Consider the following 24733-nt stretch of genomic DNA (forward strand, 5'->3'; position numbering starts at 1 on the left):
GTTTTTATTCCAGCGGAATAGACACAGCCTTGGCCAGTACAGGGCCAATATGCGGGTTGGCTGCCAGAATGGTCGCCCCACCTGTTAACCCGCCATTTTGCAGGAAGGGGGAAACAACTGCCCCGGCTTCGGCCAGCAGGGGCAGGGCGGCGGCCACGTCCCACAGGTTGATAACAATTTCAATGTATCCATCAAGCCGGCCGCTGGCCACATCGGCCAGTGCCAGCGCGCCACACCCGCCAGAACGGGGCATGGTGCCCAGCTCCATAATGGCATCCATCTTGTCCATGAACACGGGTTTGGGCACGCGGCCACTCCACCCCATTTCGATCATGGAGCGGGCAGGGTCTTTTATGGGGGAAGCCTTGATGGGCTTCCCGTTCAAAAATGCTCCGTACCCACGTAATGCCGTATAAACCTCGCCCAATGCCGGGGCATCTATAACACCGGCCACGGGTTCGTCCCCGTCCATCAGGCCGAGGGAAACACACCACCGGCAGCGGCCACGGGCGTAATTGGACGTACCATCAATCGGGTCCACAACCCAGCGCAGGCTCCCTGTGCGGCTTACGCCACCTTCCTCCCCCTGAAAGCCATCTTCGGGAAAAAGAGCCTGCATGCGCTGTGCAATAAAGGCCTCGACTGCACCATCTGTTTCCGTCAGCCAGTCCTGTGCGGACTTCAGCTCCCCCTGCGGTCCGCCCGGCGGTGGCCGCATGGACATGGCCAGGCGGGCGGCATCATGCACAACAGCCCGGGCGGCTTCCAGTCGGTAGGCTAGGGCGGGGCTGGGGAGGGCTGGCATGGAAATGGCTACTCCAACAAAAATTCACATGTAGCCACCATACCGCCAAGCCCGTGGCAGGGCGACCCGCTTTATGCGCCATCCGTTTGCATGTCTGATATTTTTATAAACAGCTTTTGTGGCGGCCCATCTATGGCAGCAATCACCCGAACTGCACGACCTTGCGGCAATACCTCTTAACGGTACAGCTCTTTAGCCCAGCGCCTGTGCAACCAGAGCCAGCTTGATGGATTTTTACGGATCCATTCTTCTAAGCGGTTATTCACCATCTGCACCAGTATCTGCAAATCCTGCCGTTTATCCCCTGTATCGGGGAGTTCCAGAGGCGCTTCCACAACAATACGCAAGCGGGCAGGCCCCAGACGTTCCACATAACCGGGAATAACCGGGCAGCGGTAACGTAACGCCATGGCGGCAAGGGCTGGGGCTGTCATGCTCGGGCGATTGAAAAATGTGGCTTCAATCCCGTCGTTCATTTTCTGGTCCACCAGCATGCCCACACGCCCTCCGCCAGACACATAGGCCAAGGCTCCACGAGCGCCCTTTGCCCCTTTGGCAAAAAGGGGAACAGGCGTATCGCCCATGGCTTTGTTCCGCAGCGAACGGAGCAGGGCATCAACCAGCGGGTTAGCCGCAGCACGGTAAAACGATGCAAAAGGCGTGCCATGCCGCGCCACGGCAGGGGGCAGCATTTCCCAGTTACCAATATGGCCTGATACAAACAGAACAGGCCCACCCCGCAACGCCTGCTGCGCCAGATGTTCCGCTCCCCGCACCTCAAACCCCGGCCCTGCGGGAGTGTTCTCCTGCAAGGCAGAAAGATGCGGCAGTTCGCCTATGGTCCGGCCCAGATTTTCCCACACACCGCGCACAATGCGCTTGTGGTCCTGTTGATCCAGTTCCGGCATGGCCAGTTCCAGATTACGCCTGATAATCCGCGATGTAGGAAGCCACGGGCCAAGAGCACGGCAAAACAGGCCAAGCAGACTGGAAGAATGGTCAGGCCGCAAACGCTCCAGCAGCCACAGCAGCGCAAATGCTACCCATGCTTCCAGCCGGTACCGTACGGCCATGCTCCGGGCCTTCATGCCGGGGCGGCCAGAAACATATCCAGCAGGCGTTCAGGCACTGTTGGGTCCTGCCAGACAAGCCGCACACCGACCTCAGCCACATTTTTACGAAAATCGGGGGGCAGGCGCATGGCATCCTTGGGGGTTGTAACAAGTTGTGCGTCCAGCCCGTTGGCCAATGCCAGAAGCCGCTCTATATCACGCCGTTTATACGCGTAATGGTCGGGGTAAGGAAGGGCGCGGGCAAGGCTTAAACCAGCCCCTTGCAAACCCTTAAAAAACTTCTCCGGCCGGCCTATGCCCGCAAACGCCACACATGGGCGGTGCACAACGCTTGGTGGAATAGCACACTGTTCCAGATCAGCCCATAAAACGGGCAGGGCAGCCGTATGCTCAACGGCTCCGGTCTGGTCCGCCCCTATCACCAGCAGCGCATCGGCTCGGGCCAGAGCATCCCCGACCCTCTCACGCAGTGGGCCTGCGGGGAGGATGCGCCCATTCCCAAACCCCACGGCCCCATCAATGACCAGAAGCGAGAAGGTTTTCTGCAAAGACGGGTTTTGAAACCCATCATCCATAATCAGGCAATCTGCCCCGGCCTGCACGGCATGGCGTGCGGTAACACTACGGTCCCCACCAACCCAGACAGGGCAATACTCCGCCAGCAATAACGGCTCATCTCCCACCTGCCGCGCAGTGTGCCGGGCAGGGTTAACCCGGATGCCATTGGCCTCACGCCCACCGTAACCACGCGTCAACACATGCGGGTTACGCCCCCGCGCGCTCAGGCGCTGCACCAGATCAATAACCACCGTGGTTTTGCCCACGCCCCCCACACTCACATTGCCGCAGCACAGGACCGGCACGGGAGCCTGCCAGCCCGGCCTGCGCATTCTGCGGCGCGCAATACCCGCAACACCCCAAGCCAGGGGCGCGAGCAGCGTGGGCCAGAAGCGGGCCTGAGGATTGCCCCAGAATGCAGGAGGGGTCAGCCTTACCATATGAGTTCCAGAATCTGGTGGGCCAGATCATCGGGCAGGGTTGCGTTAACCGTTGCCACGGCCTGTGCCTGTTGTGCCAGCACAGCCCGCTCCTCAGGGCAGGAAAGCATCCTTACAACCCATGCGGCCAGAGACTGCTCATCGTGCACAACCTGCACGCACTCATGCAGTGCCTGATAGGCCTCCTCAAAATTATGGACCTGCGGGCCTGTTACTACAGCACAGCCAAGGCGTGCGGGCTCAAACGGGTTATGTCCTCCACCGGGGCAGACCGGTAGGCTGTTACCAATAAAGGTGCAATCCCCCAGCCTGAAGAATAGTCCCAGTTCGCCCAGCGTATCACACACCCAAAAAGCATCTCGTTCTGTGGGGAGGGCATTCTGCGCCCGCCTTGGCGCTGAGTTTAAACGGGATGCGATGTCTGCCCCGCGCTCGGGGTGACGCGGCACAATAATGCTCAGCAAGCTGGGGTATGTCTGGCGAATAATGTGTGCTGCACGCGCTATGACCTCCTCCTCCCCCGCATGGGTGGAGGCGGCTACAAATACGGGGCGTTCCCCTATAACTACCCGCAAATCGGCCAGAACCTGAGCATCCACAGGCAAAGGAGGAGCCGCGGTTTTCAGGTCTCCCGGAGAGAGTTGTGAGTTCGCTCCCAAAGACCGCAGGCGCTGTGCATCCTCCTCCGTCCGGGCAGAAACCCATGCAAATGGGGCCAGCATGCGCTGCGCAACACCGGGCACACGCTGCCAGAACCGGAAGGACGATGCAGACATCCGCCCGTTGACCAGCACTACAGGCAGGTTACGGGCGTGGCATGCCCCCAGTACCGTGGGCCACAACTCACTCTCGGTAAAAACAGCGGCCTGTGGTGCCCAATGGTTTAAAAACCGCTGGCACCACCTTGGCACATCCAAGGGCATGAACTGGTGCACAACCCGGTCGTGCGCAAAGCGCTGCGCCACAATGGTGCTGGCTGTAACCGTGCCCGTTGTCACCAGTACAGTAATATGTGCGTTCTGCCGCAAACAAGCCTGCACCAGCGGCAGAATAGACAAAGCCTCTCCCACACTGGCGGCATGAAACCACAAAAGTTTGCCAGACGGGCGAGGGCAGGTGGCAAAACCCATTTTTTCGCGCACCCGCCCAGCAACTTCCTTCCCCTTGCTCTGCCGCCAGCGCAGATAAAGCGGAAGAGCTGGTGCCAGCAACGCCCCCACACCTTTCCATATATGCGAAGGGCATGTGACCTGCGGCCGGAGAGCAATATGCCCGGCGGCTGCGTGCTGCTGCTCCACCTGAGCCTGCTCCATAAGGTTGTTCATGTGGGTTTGCAGGTTAAAGGCCGGATCCTGCATCTGGCAATCCGGGGTAGGCCACAAAGGTGCACCACTCACAAACACACCGCGCCCAAAGGGAAGGGGGAAAAACATTTTATCCCATGATTTAAGCCGTATGGCCCGGCAGGATGCCCCCATGGGAATAACAGGTTTGCCCACCAGCCGCGCCAGCGCTTCGGCCCCCTGCTGTGTCTGCCTACGTGGCCCACATGGCCCATCGGGGGTAATGGCAACCAGACAGCCATGCAGCAGGCTGGCGCGCATACGTAGCATGGCCGCAGCGCCCCCCTTGCTTTTACCTCTTGTATTTGATGAACCGGCTATGGACCAGATCCGCCACGGCGCAACCACATCGGCTATCACCCGGCCATCGCTATTGCGGCTCACCAGAACCCGCAGATGCACTGCGGGATTCTGGCGCTCAGCCCACCACCACAGGGCGGGAGTTAGGGGCAGTACCTCGTGCCAGAAAGCCACAACGGCTGTCCGCCCCTCCTGACTGGTCAGGTAAAGGTAGGATTGCGGGTCAATTTTAAAGGTCCATCGCGTGGTCCGCAATGCGAACCCGAGGTAGGCCCGGATGGCCCCCACAACAATGGATCGAAAAAGCCCGCTTGCACTCTTCCACACCCGTGGCACAGCCATACTCTCAGGGAGTCAGGAACCGCCTGAATGCAAATCCTTCCGGGCGTTCGTTCAGAACGGACGGCTGGTAAGCAACCGTTATCCGCTCATGCGCCTGCTGCCACACCGCCAGATCGCTCTGCTCGGGAATAACAAGCTGGCTAACACCACAGCGGAGCAGGAACTCATACTGATCCGGCAGAAAATGCCCCGTTACACGCACGGCACCGGCAAAATGCAGATGCTCGCGCAAGGAGCGGGCCTGTGTAAATGCCCGTCCATCCCGGAAAATAGGAAAGTTCAGGCTGACAAGGTCAAGGCGGGGCAGGGCTTCCTTTAGGTCGCTCACCCGCTCGTCAGGCTTGAGCACAATGCCCAGACGCCCTTTGCCATTCCGCCCAAGCCCTTCGGACAACCGGGAAAGAGGCAGCAGAATGTCGCCATCAGGTAGGGGCTGGCCATCCTCAACCAGCGTCCATCCATCCTGTACAATCTGACCGTTCTCAAGCAGTGGCATAAGCTGCGTCCTTGAATGGCGCGGCGCCTAGGCGGCGGCAGGTTTCAATAAAACGTTCGCCCGGCTTGCGCTGGACCAGATAGGTATCAACAATTCTGGCAATTGCATCAACCGTTTCATCCTCAGACATGGCCGAGCCAATAATCTGGCCGATGGAAGCATCTTCCCCGCTATTACCGCCCAGAGTGATCTGGAACGCTTCTTCCCCACGTTTATCAACACCCAGAATACCAATATGCCCGGCGTGGTGATGACCGCAGGCATTGATGCAGCCTGAAATATTAAGCCGCAGCGCGCCAATTTCCTGCTGCAGGGCAGCGTTGGAGAAGCGCTGGCTCAGCTTCTGGGCAATGGGGATGGAACGGGCATTGGCCAGTGCGCAGTAATCCAGCCCCGGGCAGGCAATAATATCGGTTATCATGCCGATATTGGCCGTGCCCAGACCATTGGCGCTTAGCACCTGCCACAGCGCGAACAGGCTATCCTTGCGCACATGCCCCAGCACCACGTTCTGCAGGTGTGTGATCCGCAGTTCGCCGAAGCTGTACTGGTCCGCCAGATCTGCCAGCAGGTCCATCTGGGCAGATGTAACATCCCCCGGAATACCGCCAGCAGGCTTGCACGAAATGGTTACACTGCAATACCCGTCCTGCTGGTGCGGGTGGGTATTGGTGCCTACCCATGCGGCAAAGGCGGGGTCCACCTTGGTCTGGGCTGCCAGCTGGGCAGTACCGGCAGAGGCATCCTCAAACACTGGAGTAGCAAAGCGGGCGCGAATGGCAGCCACGACCTCGGGCTGCAAACGGTACCGGCTGCGATCCATGGCCATGAACTCGGCATTGACCTCATCACGGAACGCGCCAAGGCCCAGAGCCTGCACAAGGATTTTAATCCGGGCCTTGTAAATGTTATCGCGCCGCCCATACGCATTATAGACGCGCAGAACAGCTTCCAGGTACGCGATCAGGTCTTCTTCTGGCAGGTCATCGCGCAGTTTTACGCCAATAACCGGGGTACGCCCCAGACCGCCGCCAACATAGACCTCGAATACCGCGCGCCCATTTTCCCCCTTACGTGCGAGCAGCCCGATGTCATGAAAACGGGCGGCAACACGGTCCTGCGCACTGCCCGAAATGGCAATTTTGAATTTACGCGGCAAAAACGTAAATTCGGGGTGCAGGGTGGACCACTGGCGCAGAATTTCCGCATGTACGCGCGGGTCCAGAACTTCATCACGGGCAGCACCGGCAAACTGGTCGGATGTGACGTTGCGGATGCAGTTCCCGCTGGTCTGGATGGCGTGCATTTCCGCGTCAGCCAGAATATTCAGAATATCAGGCGTATCTTCCAGCCGGATCCAGTTGAACTGGATATTCTGGCGCGTGGTAAAGTGCCCGTAATCCCGGTCATACCGCCGGGCAATATGAGCCAGCGTGCGCATCTGGTTGGCACTGACAATACCGTAGGGAATAGCCACCCGCAGCATGTAGGCATGCAGTTGCAGGTAAAGGCCGTTCATCAGGCGCAGGGGTTTGAACTCATCTTCGCTCAGGGCGCCAGAAATCCGGCGTTGCACCTGATCACGGAACTGTTCGACCCGCTGTTTGAGGAATGTCCGGTCAACCGCGTCATACGCATACCGGCCGACGTCTGCTGGGGGCTGGGGAGAGTGGGGCATGGTTTTGGTCCGTCGGGTTTTATTCAGGAGCCACTTGCAGCAGCGGGGGCGGGCTGCCAGAGGGGCGTAAATTCAGCATGAACACTCGGGCCCGCGGCACGGATACGCTCGCGCGTAGTGCGGGGGCGCGGGCCGTGCGCGGTCTCTTCCACCTGCACACCGTAAACCCCCACCACATTATCCGCCCCTGCACGGGCATTTTGGGAACGTAGCAGGTCTTCCATTCCATCATTGGGGAACAGGCATGCCTGACCAATGGTCAACTGCCATTTTCCCTGCGCATCCAGCCAGACAATCCGGCCATCAAGCAGACGGTTAGCTGTAACAACACTACAACCTTCAGTATCACGACGATTATTCCTGCGATCCACGCTCATACCTTTCCGCGTATTCCACGACAGAAAATTACATAAATTTTCGTCTTTATCAACATATCACGCATCAGACGCGTATCATGCACACAAAAGTCCCTGACGGAACAGGCGGGAACGGCTGATGTCCAGCGCGACCCCCTGCACCTGCACATCGGCCTCATCCACCGGGCGGTAAAACGGCACAACCCGCTCCCCAAGCTGGAGCGTATAATGCCTGTAGCCATTCCGCGTACCCCGGGGGGCTGCGTAAATGCTCAGCACATCCTGTTCGGAGGCCGGCTTTTGTATGTTCATTTCATACGGGCGGATCATGGCAACGGCAGGGCCGTCTGTCACACCCTCGGGAACGGCAAAAGGCAGGACCAGCGCGTCATCCGGGATCATGCGGCCATGCCGGACTTCCCCGGGGAAAGACACGGCTTCCCCCAGAAACTCCATCACAAATTCAGTCGCGGGCTGCTCATCCAGATCCATGGGGGAGGCATCCTGCACAATTCTGCCGGACTGCATGACCACAATACGGTCCGCCACCTCAAGGGCTTCTTCCTGATCATGCGTGACCAGAATGGTGGTCAGGCCCAGCGTATCGTGCAGTTCACGCAGCCATGTCCGGATAGAACGGCGCACAATGGGGTCCAGCGCACCAAAAGGTTCGTCCAGCAGCAGAACGCGCGGCCCTGTTGCTAGCGCGCGCGCGAGCGCCACACGCTGCCGCTGGCCACCCGACAGCTTGGCAGGGTGCTTGCCCCCCATGCCCTGCAATTGCATCAGTTCCAGCAGTTCTTCCACCCGCTGGGCAATCTGGGCGCGGGCAGGGCGCTCCGCACGAGGTTGCACATCCAGCCCAAAGGCAATGTTGCGCGCGACCGTCATATGCGGGAACAGGGCATAGTTCTGGAACACAAACCCCATGCGGCCCGCACGGTCCTTTACGCTGGTCATGGGGCTATCATCCAGCAGGATGGACCCACTGCTGCAGTTGTCCAGCCCGGCTATGGCGCGCAGCAAGGTTGTTTTACCAGCCCCCGAAGGCCCGACCAGAGCAACAAACGCACCATCGGGCACTTTGAGAGACACGTTATCCAGCAATGGCTGCCGCGCGCCCGGAACCAGACGAACCAGATTGCAGACCTCAATACTCACGCCTTTTTCTCCTGCAATCTTGCAAGCCATTCCGGTGCGGACCTGAGCAGAACCGCACTCATGGCCATAAGCGCCAGCAGAGCGGCCATGGTAAAGGCCGCGACTGACTGGTAGCCGTTATAAAGATTTTCAATATGCAACGGCATGGTTTCCGTCTCACCCGGTATATGGCCAGACACGACTGATACCGCCCCGAATTCCCCCAGAGCACGGGCAGTTGTCAGCAACACGCCGGAAAGCAGAGCCCCGCGTACACCCGGCAGGGTGACATGCCACAGAACCTGCCAGAACCCGGCTCCCGCCAGAACAGCGGCTTCCTCCGCATCACGCCCCTGCACCTCCATAACCGGCATGACCGTGCGCACGACATAAGGCAGCGTTACAAACAATGTGGCCAGAATAATACCCGGCACGGCAAAAGCGATATGGATATTCCATCGCTCCAACAGCGGCCCAAACCACCCTTGGGCACCAAACAGCAGCAACCAGACAAGCCCCGAAACAACGGGCGAAATGCTCAGCGGCAGTTCCACCAGAATTTGCAGGAACTGCCGCCCCGGAAAGCGGAACTTGACCAGCACCCACGCTGCCAGAATACCGAAGAGGGTATTGAGTACAACAGCCACAACACTCACGCGCAGTGTCAGCCAGATAGCAGCCTGTGCATCGGGGTCCGACAACGTGGCCAGAGAGGCCCCAACGCCATCCTTGAGCGCTTCGGTCAACACCAGTGCCGGGGGAGTCACAAGCACGACAAGAATAAAAAGCCAGCTTGCAGCCCATACCACATAACGGGTCATGCTGGTTCACTCCACACGGCAAAGCGACGGCGCACACCACCGATCAGTGCGAGCGAAAGAAGTGAGACGCACAACAGCACAAGGGCAATGGCGGTAGCACCCGGATAATCAAACTCCTGCAACCTGACCACGATCAGCAGAGGTGCGATTTCGCTTTTAAACGGCTGGTTACCCGCAATAAAAATAACGGACCCGTATTCCCCAATGCCACGGGCAAAAGCCAGACCAAACCCGGTTATGAGCGCGGGCAAGACGGGGGCGGCAATAATGCGCACAAAAATCTGCCATGGCCTTGCCCCCAGCAGATGTGCGGCTTCCTCAAGTTCCTGCGGCAGGTTGCGCAGGACCGGTTCCACTGCACGCACCACAAAGGGCAGCCCCACGAACATAAGCGCCAGCACAATGCCAGCCTTGTTATAGGAAACACTGACCCCGAAAACCGCCAGCAGGGACCCCAGCCACCCGTGCGGCCCATAGAGCGTTGCAAGCGTAATGCCTGAAACAGCCGTAGGCAGGGCCAGCGGCAGGTCGATCAGCGCATCTGCCAGACGGTGCCCCGGCAGGTTACCCCGCGCCAGAGCCCAGGCCAGCAGCAGCCCACATGGTATGTTGCATGCTGCGGCAATAGCCGCGCACGAAAAACTCGTCCACAATGCCGCCAGCATGCGACTGTCATGCAAGGCAGACAGCATGGAGCCGGTGCCACCCTGCCACGGATAAACCAGCAGGGTAGAAAGGGGCAGGATGATGAAAAAGCCCGTCCACGCCAATGTTAGCGTGAGCGACAGCCTGTAGCCGGGCAGGGCAGAGCCGCCAGCCCTAAAAAAAGCAAGACGCGACAGAGTCATGACATGGCACTCATATATCTGCCTGCCCACCTTTTAAAAATCGTACCTTACAGGCGAACAAGAGCGCCTGAAAAGTGGCCGCCACGACCTTTATGCCGCAGCGGCCATTCTTGCTTTAATATCAGGACCGTGCGCGGGCACTACCACCGGAACGCACACTGCCTTCCACGAAGGAAACAAGCTGGGAGACCGCTTTTTCCACGCTCCCATTGCCGGTTGCCACACGCAGGGCAGGGGCCTGTGGGGCTTCATACGGAGCATCAATGCCCGTAAAGCCGCTAATTTTCCCTGCACGGGCCGCAGCATACAGGCCTTTGGGGTCACGCTGTTCGCAGGTGCCCAGATCGGCATCCACAAACACTTCCTCAAACCCTTCACCAATAATCTGGCGAGCCAGCTCGCGGTCCGAGCGCAGGGGGGAAATCAGGGCAACCAGCACCACCTGCCCGGCATCGCGCAGAATACGCGCGACCTCTGCCGCACGGCGCACGTTTTCGGTCCGGTCGGCTTCGGTAAAGCCAAGGTCCTTGCACAGCCCTGCACGCAGCGTGTCCCCGTCCAGCACGCTTACGTCCACACCTGCGGCAAACAGAGCATTTTCTGCAGCCCGTGCCAGCGTGCTTTTACCCGCACCCGACAGCCCGGTAAGCCAGAACACACTGCCTTTGTGGCCCTTAACGCGCTGGCGGTCCTGCGTGGTCACAGCACTGGCACTTGGGTGAATGGCTTTATCGCCCACGGCAATTTCTGCCGGGCCAATAAGGGGAGCCCCCCCTACAATACGCTGCTGCAGGTCCACCAGAACACCACGCCCGTCCGGCGTGCCCGGTGCAAAGGCATCGAACTGAATGTTCTCTGCTGCGGCAAGCGTGATTTCAGCAAAGCCTTCGGGTGGCACTTCCGTGCCGGGGTGCATGGTCAGGTCGTCCAGATTAACAACAGACTCAATGCTGGTCACGGTCACCGCATGTTCGGCCGTGGCCAGCCGCAGGCGGAAGCTCTCGCCCACACGCAAAGGCTCCTGCCGCAGCCAGAACAGACGGGTCCGCACGCGTGATGCCTGAGTGGGCGGGGTATCCACATGGTGCAGCAGATCGCCCCGATCGGGAATAACGTCCGGCTCCAGCGTAACCGCAATGGACTGGCCTGCCGAAGCACTCACATGCGGGGCAGTGTGCCAGCCTTCAATCGAGGCAATGCGGGCAGGGGTTTTCTGGGTGCCAATAACAACCGTATCACCCACACGCACCCGACCGCGCTCAATACGGCCAGCCACGTAACGCTTATCCCCAAAGCGATAAACGTCCTGCACGGGCAGGCGCAGCGCCAGTTCCGAGCGGGAAGCGGGCGTGGGCACGCGTGCCAGTGCTTCGGTCAGGGTTGGGCCGTTGTACCAGGGCATGCGGTCGGAGCGGCTGGCAATGTTGTCCCCATCCCGGGCGGAGGCGGGAACAAAATAGGCGGCTTCCAGCCCCAGCTTGCCCAGAAGTTCGTTAACCGAAACCTCAACAGCTTCAACCTTGGCCTGATCGAACTCAAGCAGGTCCACCTTGTTGAGCAGAACAATAACATGCCTGATCCCGATCAGGTGCAGCAGCATGGCGTGGCGGCGGGTCTGCTCACGTGCACCTTCCACGGCATCCACCACCAGCACGGCGGCCTCTGCATCGGCCGCACCGGTAATCATGTTCCGCAGGAACTGGCGGTGGCCGGGAGCATCCACAATAACGTATTCGCGCGAACCAAGCCGGAAGGGAATGCGCGTGGAATCAACCGTAACGCCCTGATCACGCTCGATCTGCAAGGAATCGAGCAGGAAGCTCCATTCAATCTTCAGGCCGCGCTTTTTGGAGGATTCAATGATCTGGGCAACCTTGCCGTCCTGCAGGTTATCCGTGTCATGCAAAAGACGCCCGATAAGCGTGGATTTGCCGTGGTCAACATGCCCCACGATAACGATAGGGGTTGCGGCATCCTGAGAGGAAGAAATCGTATCACTCATTTTCGTTTTTTCCGATCCACGCTCTATCAGAGATAACCAGCGACGCGCAGGCGTTCAAAGGCATCTTCGGATTCATGATCCATGGCCCGGCCCGAACGCTCAGACGTTTTGGTTGTTTCCAGCTCTGCAATAACTTCTGCCAGAGTTGCGGCATTGCTTTCCACGGGGGAGGTAATGTCCGCATCGCCCAGAGAGCGGTAACGCTTGCCGTTTTTGGCAAAATACAGGTCAACCAGCGGAATGCCTTCACGCTCGATGTAACGCCAGATGTCAATCTCGCGCCAGGATAGGAGCGGATGCACGCGGATATGCATGCCTTCCTCGTGCGGGGTGGCATACTGGTCCCAGAATTCGGGCGGCTGGTTGCGAATATCCCATTTATGGCTTGCACCACGCGGGCTGAACACGCGTTCCTTCGCACGGGTACCCTGCTCATCACGGCGGATACCGGCAATAACACCCTGCAATTTGTGCTTTTCGATCATGGCGGCAAGGCCAGCGGTCTTGCGGGCAGCAGAACGGGCAGCAGGCGGCAGGGAGGGGTCCATTTCCTCTACCGGCGGGCAGTCACCCAGAAGCAGGTCCAGTTCCCATTTTTTGGTATATTCGTCCCGGAACTGGTACATTTCGGGGAATTTTTTACCCGTATCCACATGCATGACAGGGAAGGGGACGCGCCCGAGGAACGCCTTTTTGGCCAGCCAGACCATAACATTGGAGTCCTTCCCCAATGACCACAGCATGGCAAGCGGCTTTAGCTTACGATAAGCCTCCCGCAGAATAAAAACGCTCTGAGCTTCCAGTTGATCAAGATGATCCATGTTCCACGACCCTGTAGTTTTAACGGGTAAGGCTGATGTTTTAGAATGCGGTACGGCAGGTTATCCTACGACGTGAATCCCACATTCGGTTTTGTTCAGGCCAGACCAGCGGCCTGACCGGGCATCTTCATGCCCATCCACCGGACGCGTGCATGGCGCACACCCAATGGATAAATATCCCTCGGCCACCAGCGGGTGCGGTGGCAAGGCGCGGCGCTGCATTTCTGCAGCAATATCCTGCGCACTCCAGAAGGCCAGCGGATTAATGCGGATCTGGCCATCGCCACGTTCTTCCACAATCTCCATTGCCGCGCGTGTGGCGGCTTGCCCACGCTTGCGGCCGGTTACCAGCACGTCGTACGGCAAGGAGGCAACATTCAGCGGCTCTACCTTGCGCAGTTTGCAGCAGGCATCGGGGTCAAAGGCCCAGAGCTCTCCCGTTGGGTCACGATCGCTGACCTGTTCGGGGGACGGGCCAATATCCTCAACATTACTCAACCCCAACACATCGGCCAGTTCGCGCCGGTATGCGAGTGTCTGGGGGAAGTGCTTGCCCGTATTAAGGAACAGCACCTTCATGTCGCGTTCAGCCTCCGCTACAAAGGCGAGCAGCAGGGCGGATTCCGCGCCAAAGGACGACATAACCGCCAGCCGGTCACCCAGCAGAGCATGGGCCGTGCGCAGCAGACGAACGGGGTCATCCTGCACGGCACGCAACTGCTCGATAACACCTGTATTGTCAGAAGACAAAATATCCACAACCCATCACAGTGAATGACAGAACCTTATATAACTACTCCTTATAGATATATTTCCGCAAAAACAACATATAAAAATAGACAATCCTCCCCATCACGCACCACATTGCACTATTTTATTTTGTGCAATTTTTGCTCCAAGCCCGCTCCGGGACGCTAACCAGACAACGCACCATCAACTTGCAACCACGGCTTATTCACCAGCAAGGGCGAGGGCATTGTCTGGGCGCTTGATATGGCCAAATCTCGGCCAGAACACCGCCAACAACCACTGAATGCCTCTCAATCCATCGGAACGATCACTTATCAGGGTAGAGTTAAGCTAAAAGACAGGATACTCGACGCCAAATTCCGGGTTTTCAGGCCCATCTGATGCGCATACATGAACACCACAAACGATCCGCAGCATCCCATTTGCGCACCCATTTTTGTTGGCATAATATATCTTATGCGACATTTGGCTGCGCGCACAAAATTGGACAATCCCATTTTGCAGGGCGGAAATATCCTTCCTGCCATAGCCTCACTCCGCATCATCCTGCACCGGAAAGTCATCACAGGCATAAGCTGCTGGAATTGCGAGGTTGCGATTGCCCAAAATGGAACAAAAAGACCAGATCCACAGCCCCCTCCCGCACTGATGCCCCTCCTCCCCTCGTTAGGGCTGATTTTTTCGCCACAGTTTATCTTGAGAAGCAGATTCAAAATGCGTGCAGGATTACCCATCCCATGGGATTGCTCCGCATCTTCCTGTCCTGAGTTTCCAATGTGGTTCAGGCTTTCAATATCCTTTGACCACATCAGCCTCAAACACCTGCAAAACAGGAAAATACCAGACTTAATAAAGCCTAAACGTGTGGATATAATAGACCAGTCCGTTCAATACTTCATTGACGATAACAATTTGTATGGATCGTGCGCGCCTGCGCTCCCGGTCTGTGGCACGGACAATAAACGCCCCTTCTTCCGAGACGCGCCCTTCGACCTCCAGCTTGGCTCCCTTTCTCGCGGTCTTGAGCCAATGATCAATCTTATGGCCGTTTTCGTGGAGCACCCGGCCAATCACATCCTCCGCTTCTTTTGCCGATGCGAAGCATGAGACAGCCGGTCGTTTTTCCACGGTAAAGCGATATGCGATGCGCTCATCCGTCAGAGCAACATGGTTGGACAGCACATAACCACCCGCCCCCAAGTGGTTGAGCGGTTCCAGATCAATCTCTTTTCCCGCTTCCACTTCAGGATCATTCTGGAAACTAAACAGGACCGCACACCAGAATGCCCACAGGTTGGGCAAATCACCCCAGTCAGGCGGATCTGTAACCTTAGCTGTCGGGTCTATACCCAGCACAACCGAACTGACCCGCTGCAAGTCCTCTTTGCTGTATGCCAGCAATGTCTTTAATTCGTGAACTGTCTGAACTTTAAACGTCAGATCCCGCGTGTACGGTTCATCGTGAATAACATCGTACAGCGTTTCACCAAAAGTATCGGCATCTTCACCAAATGCACTCGCACCAAGGTTTTTCAGGCGCGGGAACATATCAAGAATATCGTCATCGGTGTGATGCGATAATACTATTGTGGTGCATGGCCTTAACCATGGCTCAAGTTCTATGTCCATGGCTCTTAACCTACAAGCTGGGCAAATCGGGTAATATCGATGTTCCCGCCCGACACAAGCACACCCACACGCCGCCCCTGCCATTGCGGGGCTGCTGCAAGGGCCGCTGCCGGAGCAAGGCAGCCAGTGGGTTCCACTATGATTTTCATCCGCTCTGCCAGCAGGCGCATGGTGGCGGCCAAAGCGGCATCATCTACCGTCACAATGTCGCGGACATAGCGCTGCATGAGTGCAAATGTTATGTCACCCACGCTTGTTGTTTGCGCGCCATCCGCAATTGTACGCGGTGCGGCAATTTTTACGATATGCCCCGCAGCCATGGATTGCCGGGCATCATCCCCCGCTGCAGGCTCCACCCCTATTACCGCACAATCGGGTGCCACTTCATGCGCGACAAGCGCGCAGCCCGAGGCCAGACCACCGCCCCCAACAGGCACGAACAAGGCATCCAGCGGTCCTGTTTCCTCCATAAGTTCCAGTGCTGCCGTGCCCTGCCCGGCAATAATGTCCGGGTGATTGAAAGATGGCAGCAGCGTTCCACCCCGTTCGGCCACAAGGCGTGCCGCAATTTCTTCCCGGTCCTGGGAATAGCGGTCATAGGTCACAACCTCCGCGCCGTAGCCCCGCGTTGCGGCCAGTTTTACGGCGGGGGCATCTTCGGGCATGACAATTACGGCAGGCACTCCGGCCTCACGCGCGGCGCAGGCTATGGCCTGAGCATGGTTGCCAGACGAAAACGCAATAATGCCTTTCTGCCGCACATCTTCGGGTAGAGCCAAAATCGCGTTTGTGGCCCCCCGAAACTTGAAGGCCCCAACCCGCTGGAAATTCTCAGCCTTGAAGAACAGTTCAACACCGCTCAGCGCATTCAGGTAGCGTGACCTCAGAACTGGTGTGCGATGAGCCTGCCCTTTGATCCGGGCCGAAGCCGCAACCACGTCACTGAAAGTCGGCAGAACTGTCATCTTCAATTTTCCGGTTTCATCGCCCGCAATGCGCATACGCGGGGTAGTTGGAGACGACGCTTACCTAGCACAGATATGTCCCCACCGTTATGCCCCAAAACAGGTTCTGGCGACAGATTTCGCCTAAAAACACCCCTGCCTACAGCAGTCATTCCATTGCGTGCTGCTGCTTGATAAGGTCCAGCAAAGCATCTGCGGCACGGCTCCGGTAACGCTCCTTATGCCGCAGACCGTAAAATGAGCGGGGTTTCACGTCCTGCGGCACAGCATGGAGCGTGCCCGCCAGCAACGCAGGCGCGACAACCAGCGAGGACAACGCCCCTATCCCTGCCCCGGCTTCTATGGCTGTACGGACTGCTTCGTTCGAGGGAAGAACGAGGCTTATGGTCATATCCTGCGGCGCAACCCCGAACTGTGCGAGGTAGTCCTCCAATGCCGCACGGGTGCCAGATCCCTCCTCCCGCATGACCCACTGCGCGGCGCAAAGCCAGTCCCGACTGATTTTGTGGGGAAGCTCCGCATCAGCCTGAATAATTGTCAGGTGGTCTTCCCCTATTGGCCATTGCGCCAGAGCGGGGTCGTCCACCAGACCTTCAACAACTCCAAGTTCCGCGTCTCCATCCCGCACACGGGCTGCGGCGTCCAGAGTGTTACTGATTGCCAGTTCCACCTCAATATCGGGGTAAAGCCGACGGAATGTGACCAGAATGGGCGGCAACCAGTAAGCAGCAATGGTCTGGCTGGCTACAAGGCGCAGTTTGCCCCGTTTAAGCCCGCCCACCTCCTCCAGCACGGCTTGCGCCATAGTAGCGCGGGCCAGAACCGCACGGGCTTCGGGCAGAAACAGACGCCCGGCTTCTGTCAGCGCTATTCCACGCCCCACCCGGTGGAACAGCTTGACACCATGGCGCTCTTCCAATGCTGCAATGGCGGCGGATACGGCTGACTGCGTCACGTGCAAGGCACGGCTGGCAGCCGTAACGTGCTCCCGCTCGGCTACCGCCACAAAAATACGGAGTTGCTCCAGTGTCATGCCGTATTGCCTAACATAACCAATCATTATTTACGATCAGAATAACAAAAACTATGAGTTGGATTGATGGATTGGGTTTTTCCTAAAGTTCTGGTGGACAGAAGGAAAAACACCATGACAGCACACCCCGCCCCCAACTGTATGCGTCCCCTCAAGCTTATTAGTTTCTTACGCGCATCCGGGCCGGGTGTTCTGCTCTGCCTGCTGGTTTCGGGGCTGGCCATATGTCTTGAAGCAGCGGAAACATATCTGCTGGGCAAAGCCTGGCTGGAAAGCCTTAATCTGGCTCTTTTGCTCGGGGTATTGATCAGAGCAATCAAAACGCCCGGCCCCATATGGACAGGGGGGATCAGACTATGCGCCAGACCTCTACTAAACGTAGCTATTGTCTGTCTGGGCGCGTCCTTCAGCCTGCATGCCGTTTTTTCCGCCGGTCCCGCGCTGCTTTTGGGAGTAATGGGGATTGTCTTATTCAGCGTGGTTTTTACGCTGCTCATTGGCCGCGCAATGGGGTTGCCCACACATCAGCTCCTGCTGGTTGCCTGCGGTAACGCCATTTGTGGAAACTCCGCCATAATGGCCGCAGCCCCCGTTATTGGCGCAAAGGAGGAGGATATAGGCACCACCATTGCCTTTACCGCCGCAGGCGGGCTGGTGGTGGTATTGGGCCTGCCGTTGCTGGCACCAGCCTTGCTGGGCAGCCCCAATGCACAGGGCGTTCTGGCTGGGTTAACCGTTTACGCTGTGCCACAGGTTGTTGCCGCAGCAGCGCCTTTTGGCCAGACGGCACTCCATGTTGGCACACTGGTCAAGCTTATGCGTGTGCTCATGCTGGGGCCGGTCTGCCTTGCCCTCGCTGTGTTTTGTGCAAAACCAAGCCAGACCCGGCAGGCCACCACGCATGGAGCCTCCATTCCCCGGCTGGTGCCTTGGTATATTACCGGCTTTGCCGCCATGATGACCGCCCGTTCCTGCAATCTGGTACCAGATGCAGTACTCGCGCCCCTGAGCACTACCGCCACCTGCCTGACCACCATGGCCATGGCAGCACTGGGCCTGAGCGTGGAGTTACGGTCTGCACTGCACGCGGGCAGGCGACTAGCCCTGAGCGTATTTTTTTCTCTGCTCGGGCTGGTCGGGGCCAGCCTGATTCTGGTCAGGCTTCTGTTTGGAGCATAAGCCTGACCGAAATATTTACACTGCCTTACGGCCTACAGCCCCAGTTCGCTCAGGCCGGGATGCCCGTCCGGCCTACGGCCTTTGGGCCAGAGGAACAGGCGGTCCGCACTGGCAATGGCCAGATCGTTAATGGAGGCATGCCGGTTCTGCATCAGTCCGGCGGCATCAAACTCCCAGTTTTCATTGCCATAAGACCGAAACCACTGCCCCGCCGCGTTATGCCATTCATAGGCAAAACGCACGGCAATACGGTTATCCTTGAAGGCCCAGACCTCCTTGATCAGCCTGTAATCCAGTTCCTCCGTCCATTTACGGGCCAGAAAAGCAATAATTTCTGCCCGGCCATGCACAAAGTCGGTCCGGTTGCGCCATATGCTCTGCGGTGTGTAAGCCAGAGCCACTTTTTCCGGCTCCTGAGAGTTCCATGCATCTTCGGCCATGCGGGCCTTGGATGCAGCACTTATGGCATCAAACGGTGGGAACGGAGGGCGGGACATCTGCCTTAAACCTTAATCAGTTACCCTGACGCGGATTATCCTGCCGGAACAGAACCCATTCCTCAATCACGCGGCCATCTGGCAGGTGGCAGTAACCGACCTGCCCTTTGTCGGTCATTTCCATCTTCAGTTCACCGCCTTTTTTCACGCAGTAAACAGAGGCCGGGTTAGGCATGCGCAAAAGCCCGACCCCACGGCCCGAGCGCTCCTGCGGGTAATGTTGTTCACACGCACCCAGCGTTCCCAGCGCACCCACGGCCAGCACCAGCCCTACAACCGAGTTCTTTTTTGTCATCTTGTTCACCCTTGGGTTTTGTATTCAAACGAACTTGGCGCCACTATGGAAGCACTTTGTGCCTGTTGTGAAGTGTGAAGATGGGGCGCGCATACGGGCACCTTTTGCCTCTCTGCTAAAAACTGGCTTTGACGGTACAAACACGATATGCTGCATTGCACTTCCCTCTAGCATATCTGGTTCGGTTCACATTCCATGCCTGATGGTTCGCCCTCCTTTTCCCGCCCTGCCACTCCAGCAATGGACATCCGCCATGACTGGAGCGTTGCCGAAGTGCAGGCGCTGCTTGACCTCCCGTTCCCGGAACTGATGTTTCAGGCACAAGCCATACACCGTGCGACATTTGATCCGACTGAGATACAGATCTCCACCCTTCTGTCGATCAAGACAGGTGGCTGCCCGGAAGATTGCGCCTATTGCCCCCAGAGCGCCCTGCACGAAGATGGCGTAAAAGCTGAAAAGCTTATGGCCATTGAAAACGTGCTGGCCGAAGCAAAAAAAGCCAAGGCCGCAGGGGCCAGCCGCTTTTGCATGGGCGCGGCATGGCGAACCCCCAAAGAACGGGACATGGAAACAGTCTGCGCCATGATTGAAGGCGTTAAAGAACTGGGGATGGAAACCTGCGTAACGCTTGGAATGCTTGATGATTCCCAGGCCCAGCGGCTCAAGCAGGCTGGTCTGGATTTTTACAACCATAATATCGACACCTCGCCCGAATATTATGGCCAGATCATCACCACCCGCACTTATCAGGAACGGCTGGATACTCTCTCCAATGTGCGCGATGCAGGGATCAATGTCTGCTGTGGCGGCATTGTCGGCATGGGCGAGAACGAGACGGACCGCGCGGGCCTGATTGCCGCACTTGCCAACATGCCCGCCCACCCCGAAAGCGTACCCATCAATCTGCTGGTCCGCGTGGAAGGCACCCCGCTTGCCAAGGCAGATGAAGTCCGGCCTCTGGACTTTGTGCGCATGATCGCGGCAGCCCGCATTACCATGCCCAAAAGCCGCGTACGCCTTGCCGCAGGGCGTGAGAACATGAATGATGAAACACAGACCCTGTGTTTTCTGGCCGGCGCCAACTCCATTTTCTATGGCGAACGGCTGCTGACCACCCCCAACCCGCAGGCACAGCGTGACCGTGCCCTGCTGGACAGCCTGGGCATGCATACGATCGGGATTGGCCTGTAAGACTTTACAAATGGTTTACTCGGTCAAGGAAATCTTTCTTACCCTGCAAGGTGAAGGCGGGCAGGCAGGGCGCGTGGCCGTGTTCTGCCGCTTTACTGGCTGCAACCTGTGGTCCGGCCGGGAAGAAGACCGGGCTCAGGCCATTTGCCAGTTTTGCGATACGGACTTTATTGGCACCAATGGGACCGGGGGCGGCCGGTTCCACAATGCAGCAGAACTGGCCGCACGCATTGCCGGGTTCTGGCCTGCATCCGCCTCTCCCGGGCGCCCCCTTGTGGTATTTACCGGGGGAGAACCGCTGCTCCAGCTTGATGCCCCGCTTATTGCCGCCATGCACGACAAAGGCTTTGCAATTGCGGTGGAAAGTAACGGCACCATGCTGGCCCCTGAAGGGATCGACTGGCTGTGCATCAGCCCCAAGGCGGGCGCACCACTTGCACAAACCAGCGGGGCCGAACTCAAGCTGGTTTACCCCCAGCCCGGGCTTGATCCGGCGGATCTGGCTGGGTTGGATTTTGCCAATTTCTGGCTCCAGCCCATGGATGGCCCGGAGCAGGCAGCCAATACGCAGGCCGCTATTGCCTACTGCCTGCAAAACCCCAGATGGGCATTATCCCTGCAAACCCACAAGCTGACGGGAATACCCTGATCATGCCCCTGTCCTCCAAGGAACAGACCGAATCCGCCCTTGTGCTTTTTTCCGGCGGGCAGGATTCCGCAACCTGTCTGGCGTGGGCTCTGGCGCGCTTCAAACATGTGGAAACCGTGGGCTTTGATTACGGCCAGCGCCACGCCATTGAACTGGAATGCCGCCAGAGCATACGCGAAGGCCTTGCAGCCCTGAACCCGCAATGGAAGGAGCGCCTGGGGCCAGACCATACGCTCCCCCTGCATGCCCTGAATGATATTTCCGATACGGCGCTCACACGCGATGCCGAAATTGCCATGACCCAGAACGGCCTGCCCAATACATTTGTGCCCGGCCGTAACCTGATCTTTTTAACGTTTTCTGCGGCTCTCGCAGCCCGCAGGAGCATGCGCCACATTGTAACCGGTGTGTGCGAAACTGATTATTCCGGCTACCCCGACTGCCGCGATGACACCATAAAGGCCCTGCAGGTTGCCCTTAATCTGGGTATGGACAGCCGCTACGTCCTGCACACACCCCTGATGTGGCTTGACAAGGCCGAAACCTGGACGTTAGCAGACGAACTGGGCGGGGAACCTCTGGTGACACTCATCAACCATGAGAGCCATACCTGCTACATGGGGGACCGTACCGTGCGCCACGCATGGGGGTATGGCTGTGGTACCTGCCCCGCCTGCCAGCTCCGCCGCGCAGGATGGGAAGCTTACATAGCAGAAGACCAACATGCCTGACCTTGTTTTTACACGCCGCTTCGCCATGGGCCACCGTCTTATTCACGGTGCCAGCGAAAGCTGCGCCCTGCCCCATGGTCACAACGAATTTGTCACCGTAAGGCTTGAACCCACCGGCCCCGCCCGGTTGGATGGGCGCGGGAACATGCCTGTCTCTTTTCAAAAAGCCAAGCAGACCTGGCACCGCTTTGTGGATGAACGACTGGACCACGCGCTCCAGCTTGCCGGGGACGACCCGCTTCTGGCGTGGTTTAAAGCACATGAGCCCGCACGCGCTGCACGTATTGTGGTGACCCCCGGAGACCCGACCACCGAGTTGATGGTTTGCCTGCTCATGGCCAAGATCAACGCCTTCCTGCTGGCTGAAGGAGGCGTTTTACGCTGCTCGGAACTCAGTATTGAGGAAACACCCACCAACACAGTCAGCTTTGCAGGCAACCCGGCTGACTTTATCCCCCACACCAGCTTACAGCAGAACTGGTGGAACCGGGCGGATATGAGCATAGCCGACTAACACCGCAGCTTTTAAGCTCTCCATCCCCCACAGAAACAGCATGCGGGGGATGGGCGCAGTTTACTGGGTCAGGCCAAGCACCTGCGTTGTCTTATCAAAAATTTCCTCACACATGTCGGGATGCCGGGAGAGTTTCTGCCCGAATGAGGGGATGATCTCGCGCAGCTTATCCGTCCATTCCGGCATTTTGGTGGGGAAGCATTTTTGCAGAACATTCAGCATGATCGGGGCCGCAGTGGATGCGCCCGGAGATGCCCCCAGCAATGCGGCAACGGAGCCGTCCTCGCTGGCAATGACTTCTGTACCAAATTGCAGAACACCGCCTTTGGCAGCGTCCTTTTTGATAATCTGCACCCGCTGGCCTGCAACAACCAGTTCCCAGTCCTTGGCCTGCGCGTTGGGAATAAAGTCCTGCAAGGCTTTAATCCGCGCCCCCTGTGTCTGCATGACCTGCTCGATCAGGTATTTGGTCAGGGCCCAGTTATCCCGCGCAACGGCCAGCATGGGGCCAATATTATCCGCCCGCACCGAGAGCGGCAGATCCATAAGGGAGCCCTGCTTCAAAAAGCGTGTGGAAAAGCCAGCATACGGGCCAAATAGCAGCGCCGGATTGCCGTCAATCATGCGTGTATCAAGGTGCGGCACGGACATGGGTGGGGCGCCGACCGATGCCTTGCCATAAATCTTGGCATGGTGCTGGGCGATCAGGTCCGGGTTGGTGCAGCGCAGGAACTGCCCACTGACCGGAAAACCACCAATGCCACGCGCTTCGGGTATGCCTGTTTTTTGCAGCAGGGAAAGGGCTCCCCCGCCACTGCCGATAAAGACAAAGCGGGCATTGACCTCACGCTGGGTATTTTGTCGCAGGTCACGTATTTTCAGCCGCCAGCCATCACTGCCATTGCGGGTAATGTCGCTTACTTCGTGCTGCGTATGCAGCGTGCAGGCCGGGGTGCTGGCAAGGTAGGTAAACAGCAGGCGGGTCAATGCACCAAAGTTGACATCCGTCCCCTTGAGGCTACGGGTCAGAGCCAGCTTCTGCCCGGCAGGGCGGTCCCGCATGATCAGCGGTGCCCACTGTGTGATCTGGGCCGTATCTTCCGTGTATTCCATACCGGAGAACAGCGGATGCTGGGAAAGTACCTCGTAGCGTTTGCGCAGGAAGGCTACGTTGTCCTCACCCCATACAAAGCTCATATGCGGGACGGGCGTTAAAAAGTTTTTGGCGGAAACAATAATCTGGCGTTCTACCAGATAGGACCAGAACTGGCGGGAAATCTGGAACTGTTCGTTTACCCCCACGGCCTTGGAAATATCCACCGTGCCATCGGCCCCCTGCGGGGTGTAATTCAGTTCGCACAGAGCGGAATGGCCGGTCCCTGCATTATTCCACGCGTTGGAGCTTTCTTCCGCAACGCTGCCCAGACGCTCAAAAACGCTGATGCTCCATTCCGGCTGGAGCTGACGCAGCAATGTCCCAAGCGTAGCGCTCATGACGCCGCCGCCGATCAGAACAACATCAACAGAAGAAGCGGTATCGGTCGTGGTGGAACTCATTATGGTCTCCGCGTTATCAGCCTCGCCCGCCGCCGCGTCTGCGCATGGAAACGGGGCCAAAGATAATAAGCCGGAATGCCCCTACTCCTCCCTGCTTGCAAGGCTTTACAGAGCGTTCACAGCCATATTGTTAAATGCAGTATAGGCACATTCCGCCCAAAACGCCTTTTCATCTCTGCGAGAGCAGGCAGCCATGCATGAACTTTATCTACCGCCCCGGCGTTCGTGCAATACGATGCCTGCACCACCACTCAGGCGAACATAAAGACGGATACAGCGCATATGAGCAGCATTATCAAACATGGTAGCGCCCATTGGGAAGGTGCAATCAAAACCGGTAAGGGTACCGTTTCCACCCAGAGTGGTGCGCTAAACCAGCAGCCTTACGGTTTTAATACCCGCTTTGAAGGGCAACCCGGCACAAACCCTGAAGAACTTCTGGGCGCTGCCCATGCGGCCTGTTTTTCCATGGCCCTGTCGCTCATTCTGGGGGATGCGGGGCTCACTGCCACCAGCATTGATACTCAGGCAGACGTCAGCCTGAGCAAAAAGGATGGGGGCTTTGAAATTACGTCCATCGCCCTGACCCTCAAGGCCAAAGTGCCCAACGCAACACAGCAGCAATTTGCAGAGCTGGCCAACAAAGCCAAGGAAGGCTGCCCTGTTTCCAAGCTCTTCAGGGCACCCATTACGCTGGATGCCACCCTGATCGGGTAG

At 58.0% G+C, this 24733-nt stretch carries 25 protein-coding genes and 1 pseudogene; 6 read left to right on the forward strand and 20 right to left on the reverse strand.

The window, feature by feature from the left end:
- Positions 1 to 4: 4 nt before the first annotated feature.
- The 17 genes and pseudogenes from GOB83_RS00385 to GOB83_RS00460 form a co-directional block, all read right to left on the reverse strand.
- Positions 5 to 805 carry an inositol monophosphatase family protein gene (locus GOB83_RS00385; RefSeq protein WP_095348857.1) on the reverse strand — a complete coding sequence of 267 codons (801 nt, stop codon included), beginning with the start codon at positions 803 to 805 and terminating at the stop codon, positions 5 to 7.
- 176 nt (positions 806 to 981) lie between these two features.
- Entirely contained in the window at positions 982 to 1878 is an 897-nt protein-coding gene (locus GOB83_RS00390; RefSeq protein ID WP_373321574.1) for a lysophospholipid acyltransferase family protein, read from the reverse strand.
- An 11-nt stretch (positions 1879 to 1889) separates the two neighbouring features.
- The gene (gene lpxK, locus GOB83_RS00395; RefSeq protein WP_373321575.1) at positions 1890 to 2867 is read right to left on the reverse strand and encodes a tetraacyldisaccharide 4'-kinase; all 978 of its coding nucleotides are present in this window, start codon (positions 2865 to 2867) and stop codon (positions 1890 to 1892) included.
- A gap of 2 nt (positions 2868 to 2869) precedes the next feature.
- Positions 2870 to 4861 (reverse strand): glycosyltransferase N-terminal domain-containing protein, encoded by a 1992-nt coding sequence (locus GOB83_RS00400; protein ID WP_165924927.1) that lies wholly within the window; start codon positions 4859 to 4861, stop codon positions 2870 to 2872.
- A gap of 4 nt (positions 4862 to 4865) precedes the next feature.
- Positions 4866 to 5357, reverse strand: a complete 492-nt coding sequence (locus GOB83_RS00405) for a DUF934 domain-containing protein (protein WP_086645935.1) — start codon at positions 5355 to 5357, stop codon at positions 4866 to 4868.
- Positions 5344 to 7035, reverse strand: a complete 1692-nt coding sequence (locus GOB83_RS00410; protein ID WP_086645934.1) for a nitrite/sulfite reductase — start codon at positions 7033 to 7035, stop codon at positions 5344 to 5346. Before GOB83_RS00410 ends, GOB83_RS00405 begins: the two co-directional genes overlap by 14 nt.
- A gap of 23 nt (positions 7036 to 7058) precedes the next feature.
- The gene (locus GOB83_RS00415; protein ID WP_095349145.1) at positions 7059 to 7406 is read right to left on the reverse strand and encodes a DUF2849 domain-containing protein; all 348 of its coding nucleotides are present in this window, start codon (positions 7404 to 7406) and stop codon (positions 7059 to 7061) included.
- Positions 7407 to 7487: 81 nt separating this feature from the next.
- Positions 7488 to 8552, reverse strand: a complete 1065-nt coding sequence (locus GOB83_RS00420) for a sulfate/molybdate ABC transporter ATP-binding protein (protein ID WP_165924928.1) — start codon at positions 8550 to 8552, stop codon at positions 7488 to 7490.
- Positions 8549 to 9352, reverse strand: coding sequence for a sulfate ABC transporter permease (locus GOB83_RS00425; RefSeq protein WP_086645932.1), 804 nt, complete (start codon positions 9350 to 9352; stop codon positions 8549 to 8551). The genes GOB83_RS00420 and GOB83_RS00425 overlap by 4 nt, the downstream gene beginning before the upstream one ends.
- Entirely contained in the window at positions 9349 to 10200 is an 852-nt protein-coding gene (cysT, locus tag GOB83_RS00430; protein WP_086645931.1) for a sulfate ABC transporter permease subunit CysT, read from the reverse strand. The genes GOB83_RS00425 and cysT overlap by 4 nt, the downstream gene beginning before the upstream one ends.
- Before the next feature lie 121 nt (positions 10201 to 10321).
- Complete coding sequence (gene cysC / locus GOB83_RS00435; protein ID WP_095348863.1) at positions 10322 to 12202, reverse strand: adenylyl-sulfate kinase; 1881 nt, start codon at positions 12200 to 12202, stop codon at positions 10322 to 10324.
- 26 nt (positions 12203 to 12228) lie between these two features.
- Complete coding sequence (cysD, locus tag GOB83_RS00440; protein WP_048853880.1) at positions 12229 to 13023, reverse strand: sulfate adenylyltransferase subunit CysD; 795 nt, start codon at positions 13021 to 13023, stop codon at positions 12229 to 12231.
- A gap of 60 nt (positions 13024 to 13083) precedes the next feature.
- Complete coding sequence (locus tag GOB83_RS00445; protein WP_306309848.1) at positions 13084 to 13782, reverse strand: phosphoadenylyl-sulfate reductase; 699 nt, start codon at positions 13780 to 13782, stop codon at positions 13084 to 13086.
- 837 nt (positions 13783 to 14619) lie between these two features.
- Positions 14620 to 15015: an RNase A-like domain-containing protein gene (locus GOB83_RS15235; protein WP_373321576.1), complete on the reverse strand. Its 396-nt coding sequence runs from the start codon at positions 15013 to 15015 to the stop codon at positions 14620 to 14622.
- Positions 14992 to 15321 (reverse strand): annotated as a pseudogene (locus tag GOB83_RS15240) (hypothetical protein); the annotation flags it as partial. The pseudogene GOB83_RS15240 and the gene GOB83_RS15235, both read right to left, overlap by 24 nt.
- Positions 15322 to 15407: 86 nt before the next feature.
- Positions 15408 to 16367, reverse strand: coding sequence for a threo-3-hydroxy-L-aspartate ammonia-lyase (locus GOB83_RS00455; RefSeq protein ID WP_165924931.1), 960 nt, complete (start codon positions 16365 to 16367; stop codon positions 15408 to 15410).
- A 148-nt stretch (positions 16368 to 16515) separates the two neighbouring features.
- Entirely contained in the window at positions 16516 to 17427 is a 912-nt protein-coding gene (locus GOB83_RS00460) for a LysR substrate-binding domain-containing protein (protein WP_456304129.1), read from the reverse strand.
- Positions 17428 to 17514: 87 nt separating this feature from the next.
- On the opposite strand from GOB83_RS00460, the gene GOB83_RS00465 reads away from it, so the two are divergent.
- Positions 17515 to 18579: a YeiH family protein gene (locus tag GOB83_RS00465; RefSeq protein WP_165924932.1), complete on the forward strand. Its 1065-nt coding sequence runs from the start codon at positions 17515 to 17517 to the stop codon at positions 18577 to 18579.
- Positions 18580 to 18611: 32 nt separating this feature from the next.
- Here the strand turns inward: GOB83_RS00465 and GOB83_RS00470 are convergent, their stop codons facing one another.
- Entirely contained in the window at positions 18612 to 19076 is a 465-nt protein-coding gene (locus tag GOB83_RS00470; protein ID WP_165924933.1) for a nuclear transport factor 2 family protein, read from the reverse strand.
- A gap of 16 nt (positions 19077 to 19092) precedes the next feature.
- Positions 19093 to 19371, reverse strand: a complete 279-nt coding sequence (locus tag GOB83_RS00475) for a putative hemolysin (protein WP_086645925.1) — start codon at positions 19369 to 19371, stop codon at positions 19093 to 19095.
- Positions 19372 to 19566: 195 nt separating this feature from the next.
- On the opposite strand from GOB83_RS00475, the gene bioB reads away from it, so the two are divergent.
- The 4 genes from bioB to GOB83_RS00495 are packed head-to-tail and all read left to right on the forward strand — an operon-like array spanning position 19567 to position 22459.
- Positions 19567 to 20565, forward strand: coding sequence for a biotin synthase BioB (gene bioB, locus GOB83_RS00480; protein ID WP_086645924.1), 999 nt, complete (start codon positions 19567 to 19569; stop codon positions 20563 to 20565).
- A gap of 10 nt (positions 20566 to 20575) precedes the next feature.
- Positions 20576 to 21214 carry a 7-carboxy-7-deazaguanine synthase gene (gene queE, locus GOB83_RS00485; RefSeq protein WP_165924934.1) on the forward strand — a complete coding sequence of 213 codons (639 nt, stop codon included), beginning with the start codon at positions 20576 to 20578 and terminating at the stop codon, positions 21212 to 21214.
- Between the two features lie 2 nt (positions 21215 to 21216).
- Positions 21217 to 21945 carry a 7-cyano-7-deazaguanine synthase QueC gene (gene queC / locus GOB83_RS00490; RefSeq protein ID WP_095348869.1) on the forward strand — a complete coding sequence of 243 codons (729 nt, stop codon included), beginning with the start codon at positions 21217 to 21219 and terminating at the stop codon, positions 21943 to 21945.
- The gene (locus tag GOB83_RS00495; RefSeq protein ID WP_165924935.1) at positions 21938 to 22459 is read left to right on the forward strand and encodes a 6-pyruvoyl trahydropterin synthase family protein; all 522 of its coding nucleotides are present in this window, start codon (positions 21938 to 21940) and stop codon (positions 22457 to 22459) included. Before queC ends, GOB83_RS00495 begins: the two co-directional genes overlap by 8 nt.
- 60 nt (positions 22460 to 22519) lie before the next feature.
- Here the strand turns inward: GOB83_RS00495 and GOB83_RS00500 are convergent, their stop codons facing one another.
- Positions 22520 to 24019 (reverse strand): malate:quinone oxidoreductase, encoded by a 1500-nt coding sequence (locus tag GOB83_RS00500; RefSeq protein ID WP_264802397.1) that lies wholly within the window; start codon positions 24017 to 24019, stop codon positions 22520 to 22522.
- A gap of 279 nt (positions 24020 to 24298) precedes the next feature.
- Here GOB83_RS00500 and GOB83_RS00505 point away from each other — a divergent pair, with 279 nt between their 5' ends.
- Complete coding sequence (locus GOB83_RS00505) at positions 24299 to 24733, forward strand: OsmC family protein (RefSeq protein WP_165924937.1); 435 nt, start codon at positions 24299 to 24301, stop codon at positions 24731 to 24733.

It is taken from the genome of Acetobacter fabarum, assembly GCF_011516925.1.
Taxonomy (GTDB): Bacteria; Pseudomonadota; Alphaproteobacteria; order Acetobacterales; family Acetobacteraceae; genus Acetobacter; species Acetobacter fabarum.

What these genes read in the sequence shown, in the direction of transcription:
- GOB83_RS00385 (WP_095348857.1), bottom strand. Translation starts at nt 805, where the DNA reads ATGCCAGCCCTCCCCAGCCCCGCCCTAGCCTACCGACTGGAAGCCGCC.
- GOB83_RS00410 (WP_086645934.1), bottom strand. Translation starts at nt 7,035, where the DNA reads ATGCCCCACTCTCCCCAGCCCCCAGCAGACGTCGGCCGGTATGCGTAT.
- GOB83_RS00495 (WP_165924935.1), top strand. Translation starts at nt 21,938, where the DNA reads ATGCCTGACCTTGTTTTTACACGCCGCTTCGCCATGGGCCACCGTCTT.
- cysD (WP_048853880.1), bottom strand. Translation starts at nt 13,023, where the DNA reads ATGGATCATCTTGATCAACTGGAAGCTCAGAGCGTTTTTATTCTGCGG.
- GOB83_RS00460 (WP_456304129.1), bottom strand. Translation starts at nt 17,427, where the DNA reads ATGATTGGTTATGTTAGGCAATACGGCATGACACTGGAGCAACTCCGT.
- cysC (WP_095348863.1), bottom strand. Translation starts at nt 12,202, where the DNA reads ATGAGTGATACGATTTCTTCCTCTCAGGATGCCGCAACCCCTATCGTT.
- queE (WP_165924934.1), top strand. Translation starts at nt 20,576, where the DNA reads ATGGTTTACTCGGTCAAGGAAATCTTTCTTACCCTGCAAGGTGAAGGC.
- GOB83_RS00405 (WP_086645935.1), bottom strand. Translation starts at nt 5,357, where the DNA reads ATGCCACTGCTTGAGAACGGTCAGATTGTACAGGATGGATGGACGCTG.
- cysT (WP_086645931.1), bottom strand. Translation starts at nt 10,200, where the DNA reads ATGACTCTGTCGCGTCTTGCTTTTTTTAGGGCTGGCGGCTCTGCCCTG.
- GOB83_RS00465 (WP_165924932.1), top strand. Translation starts at nt 17,515, where the DNA reads ATGACAGCACACCCCGCCCCCAACTGTATGCGTCCCCTCAAGCTTATT.
- GOB83_RS00455 (WP_165924931.1), bottom strand. Translation starts at nt 16,367, where the DNA reads ATGACAGTTCTGCCGACTTTCAGTGACGTGGTTGCGGCTTCGGCCCGG.
- GOB83_RS00425 (WP_086645932.1), bottom strand. Translation starts at nt 9,352, where the DNA reads ATGACCCGTTATGTGGTATGGGCTGCAAGCTGGCTTTTTATTCTTGTC.
- GOB83_RS00470 (WP_165924933.1), bottom strand. Translation starts at nt 19,076, where the DNA reads ATGTCCCGCCCTCCGTTCCCACCGTTTGATGCCATAAGTGCTGCATCC.
- GOB83_RS00505 (WP_165924937.1), top strand. Translation starts at nt 24,299, where the DNA reads ATGAGCAGCATTATCAAACATGGTAGCGCCCATTGGGAAGGTGCAATC.
- GOB83_RS00390 (WP_373321574.1), bottom strand. Translation starts at nt 1,878, where the DNA reads ATGGCCGTACGGTACCGGCTGGAAGCATGGGTAGCATTTGCGCTGCTG.
- GOB83_RS00400 (WP_165924927.1), bottom strand. Translation starts at nt 4,861, where the DNA reads ATGGCTGTGCCACGGGTGTGGAAGAGTGCAAGCGGGCTTTTTCGATCC.
- bioB (WP_086645924.1), top strand. Translation starts at nt 19,567, where the DNA reads ATGCCTGATGGTTCGCCCTCCTTTTCCCGCCCTGCCACTCCAGCAATG.
- GOB83_RS00475 (WP_086645925.1), bottom strand. Translation starts at nt 19,371, where the DNA reads ATGACAAAAAAGAACTCGGTTGTAGGGCTGGTGCTGGCCGTGGGTGCG.
- queC (WP_095348869.1), top strand. Translation starts at nt 21,217, where the DNA reads ATGCCCCTGTCCTCCAAGGAACAGACCGAATCCGCCCTTGTGCTTTTT.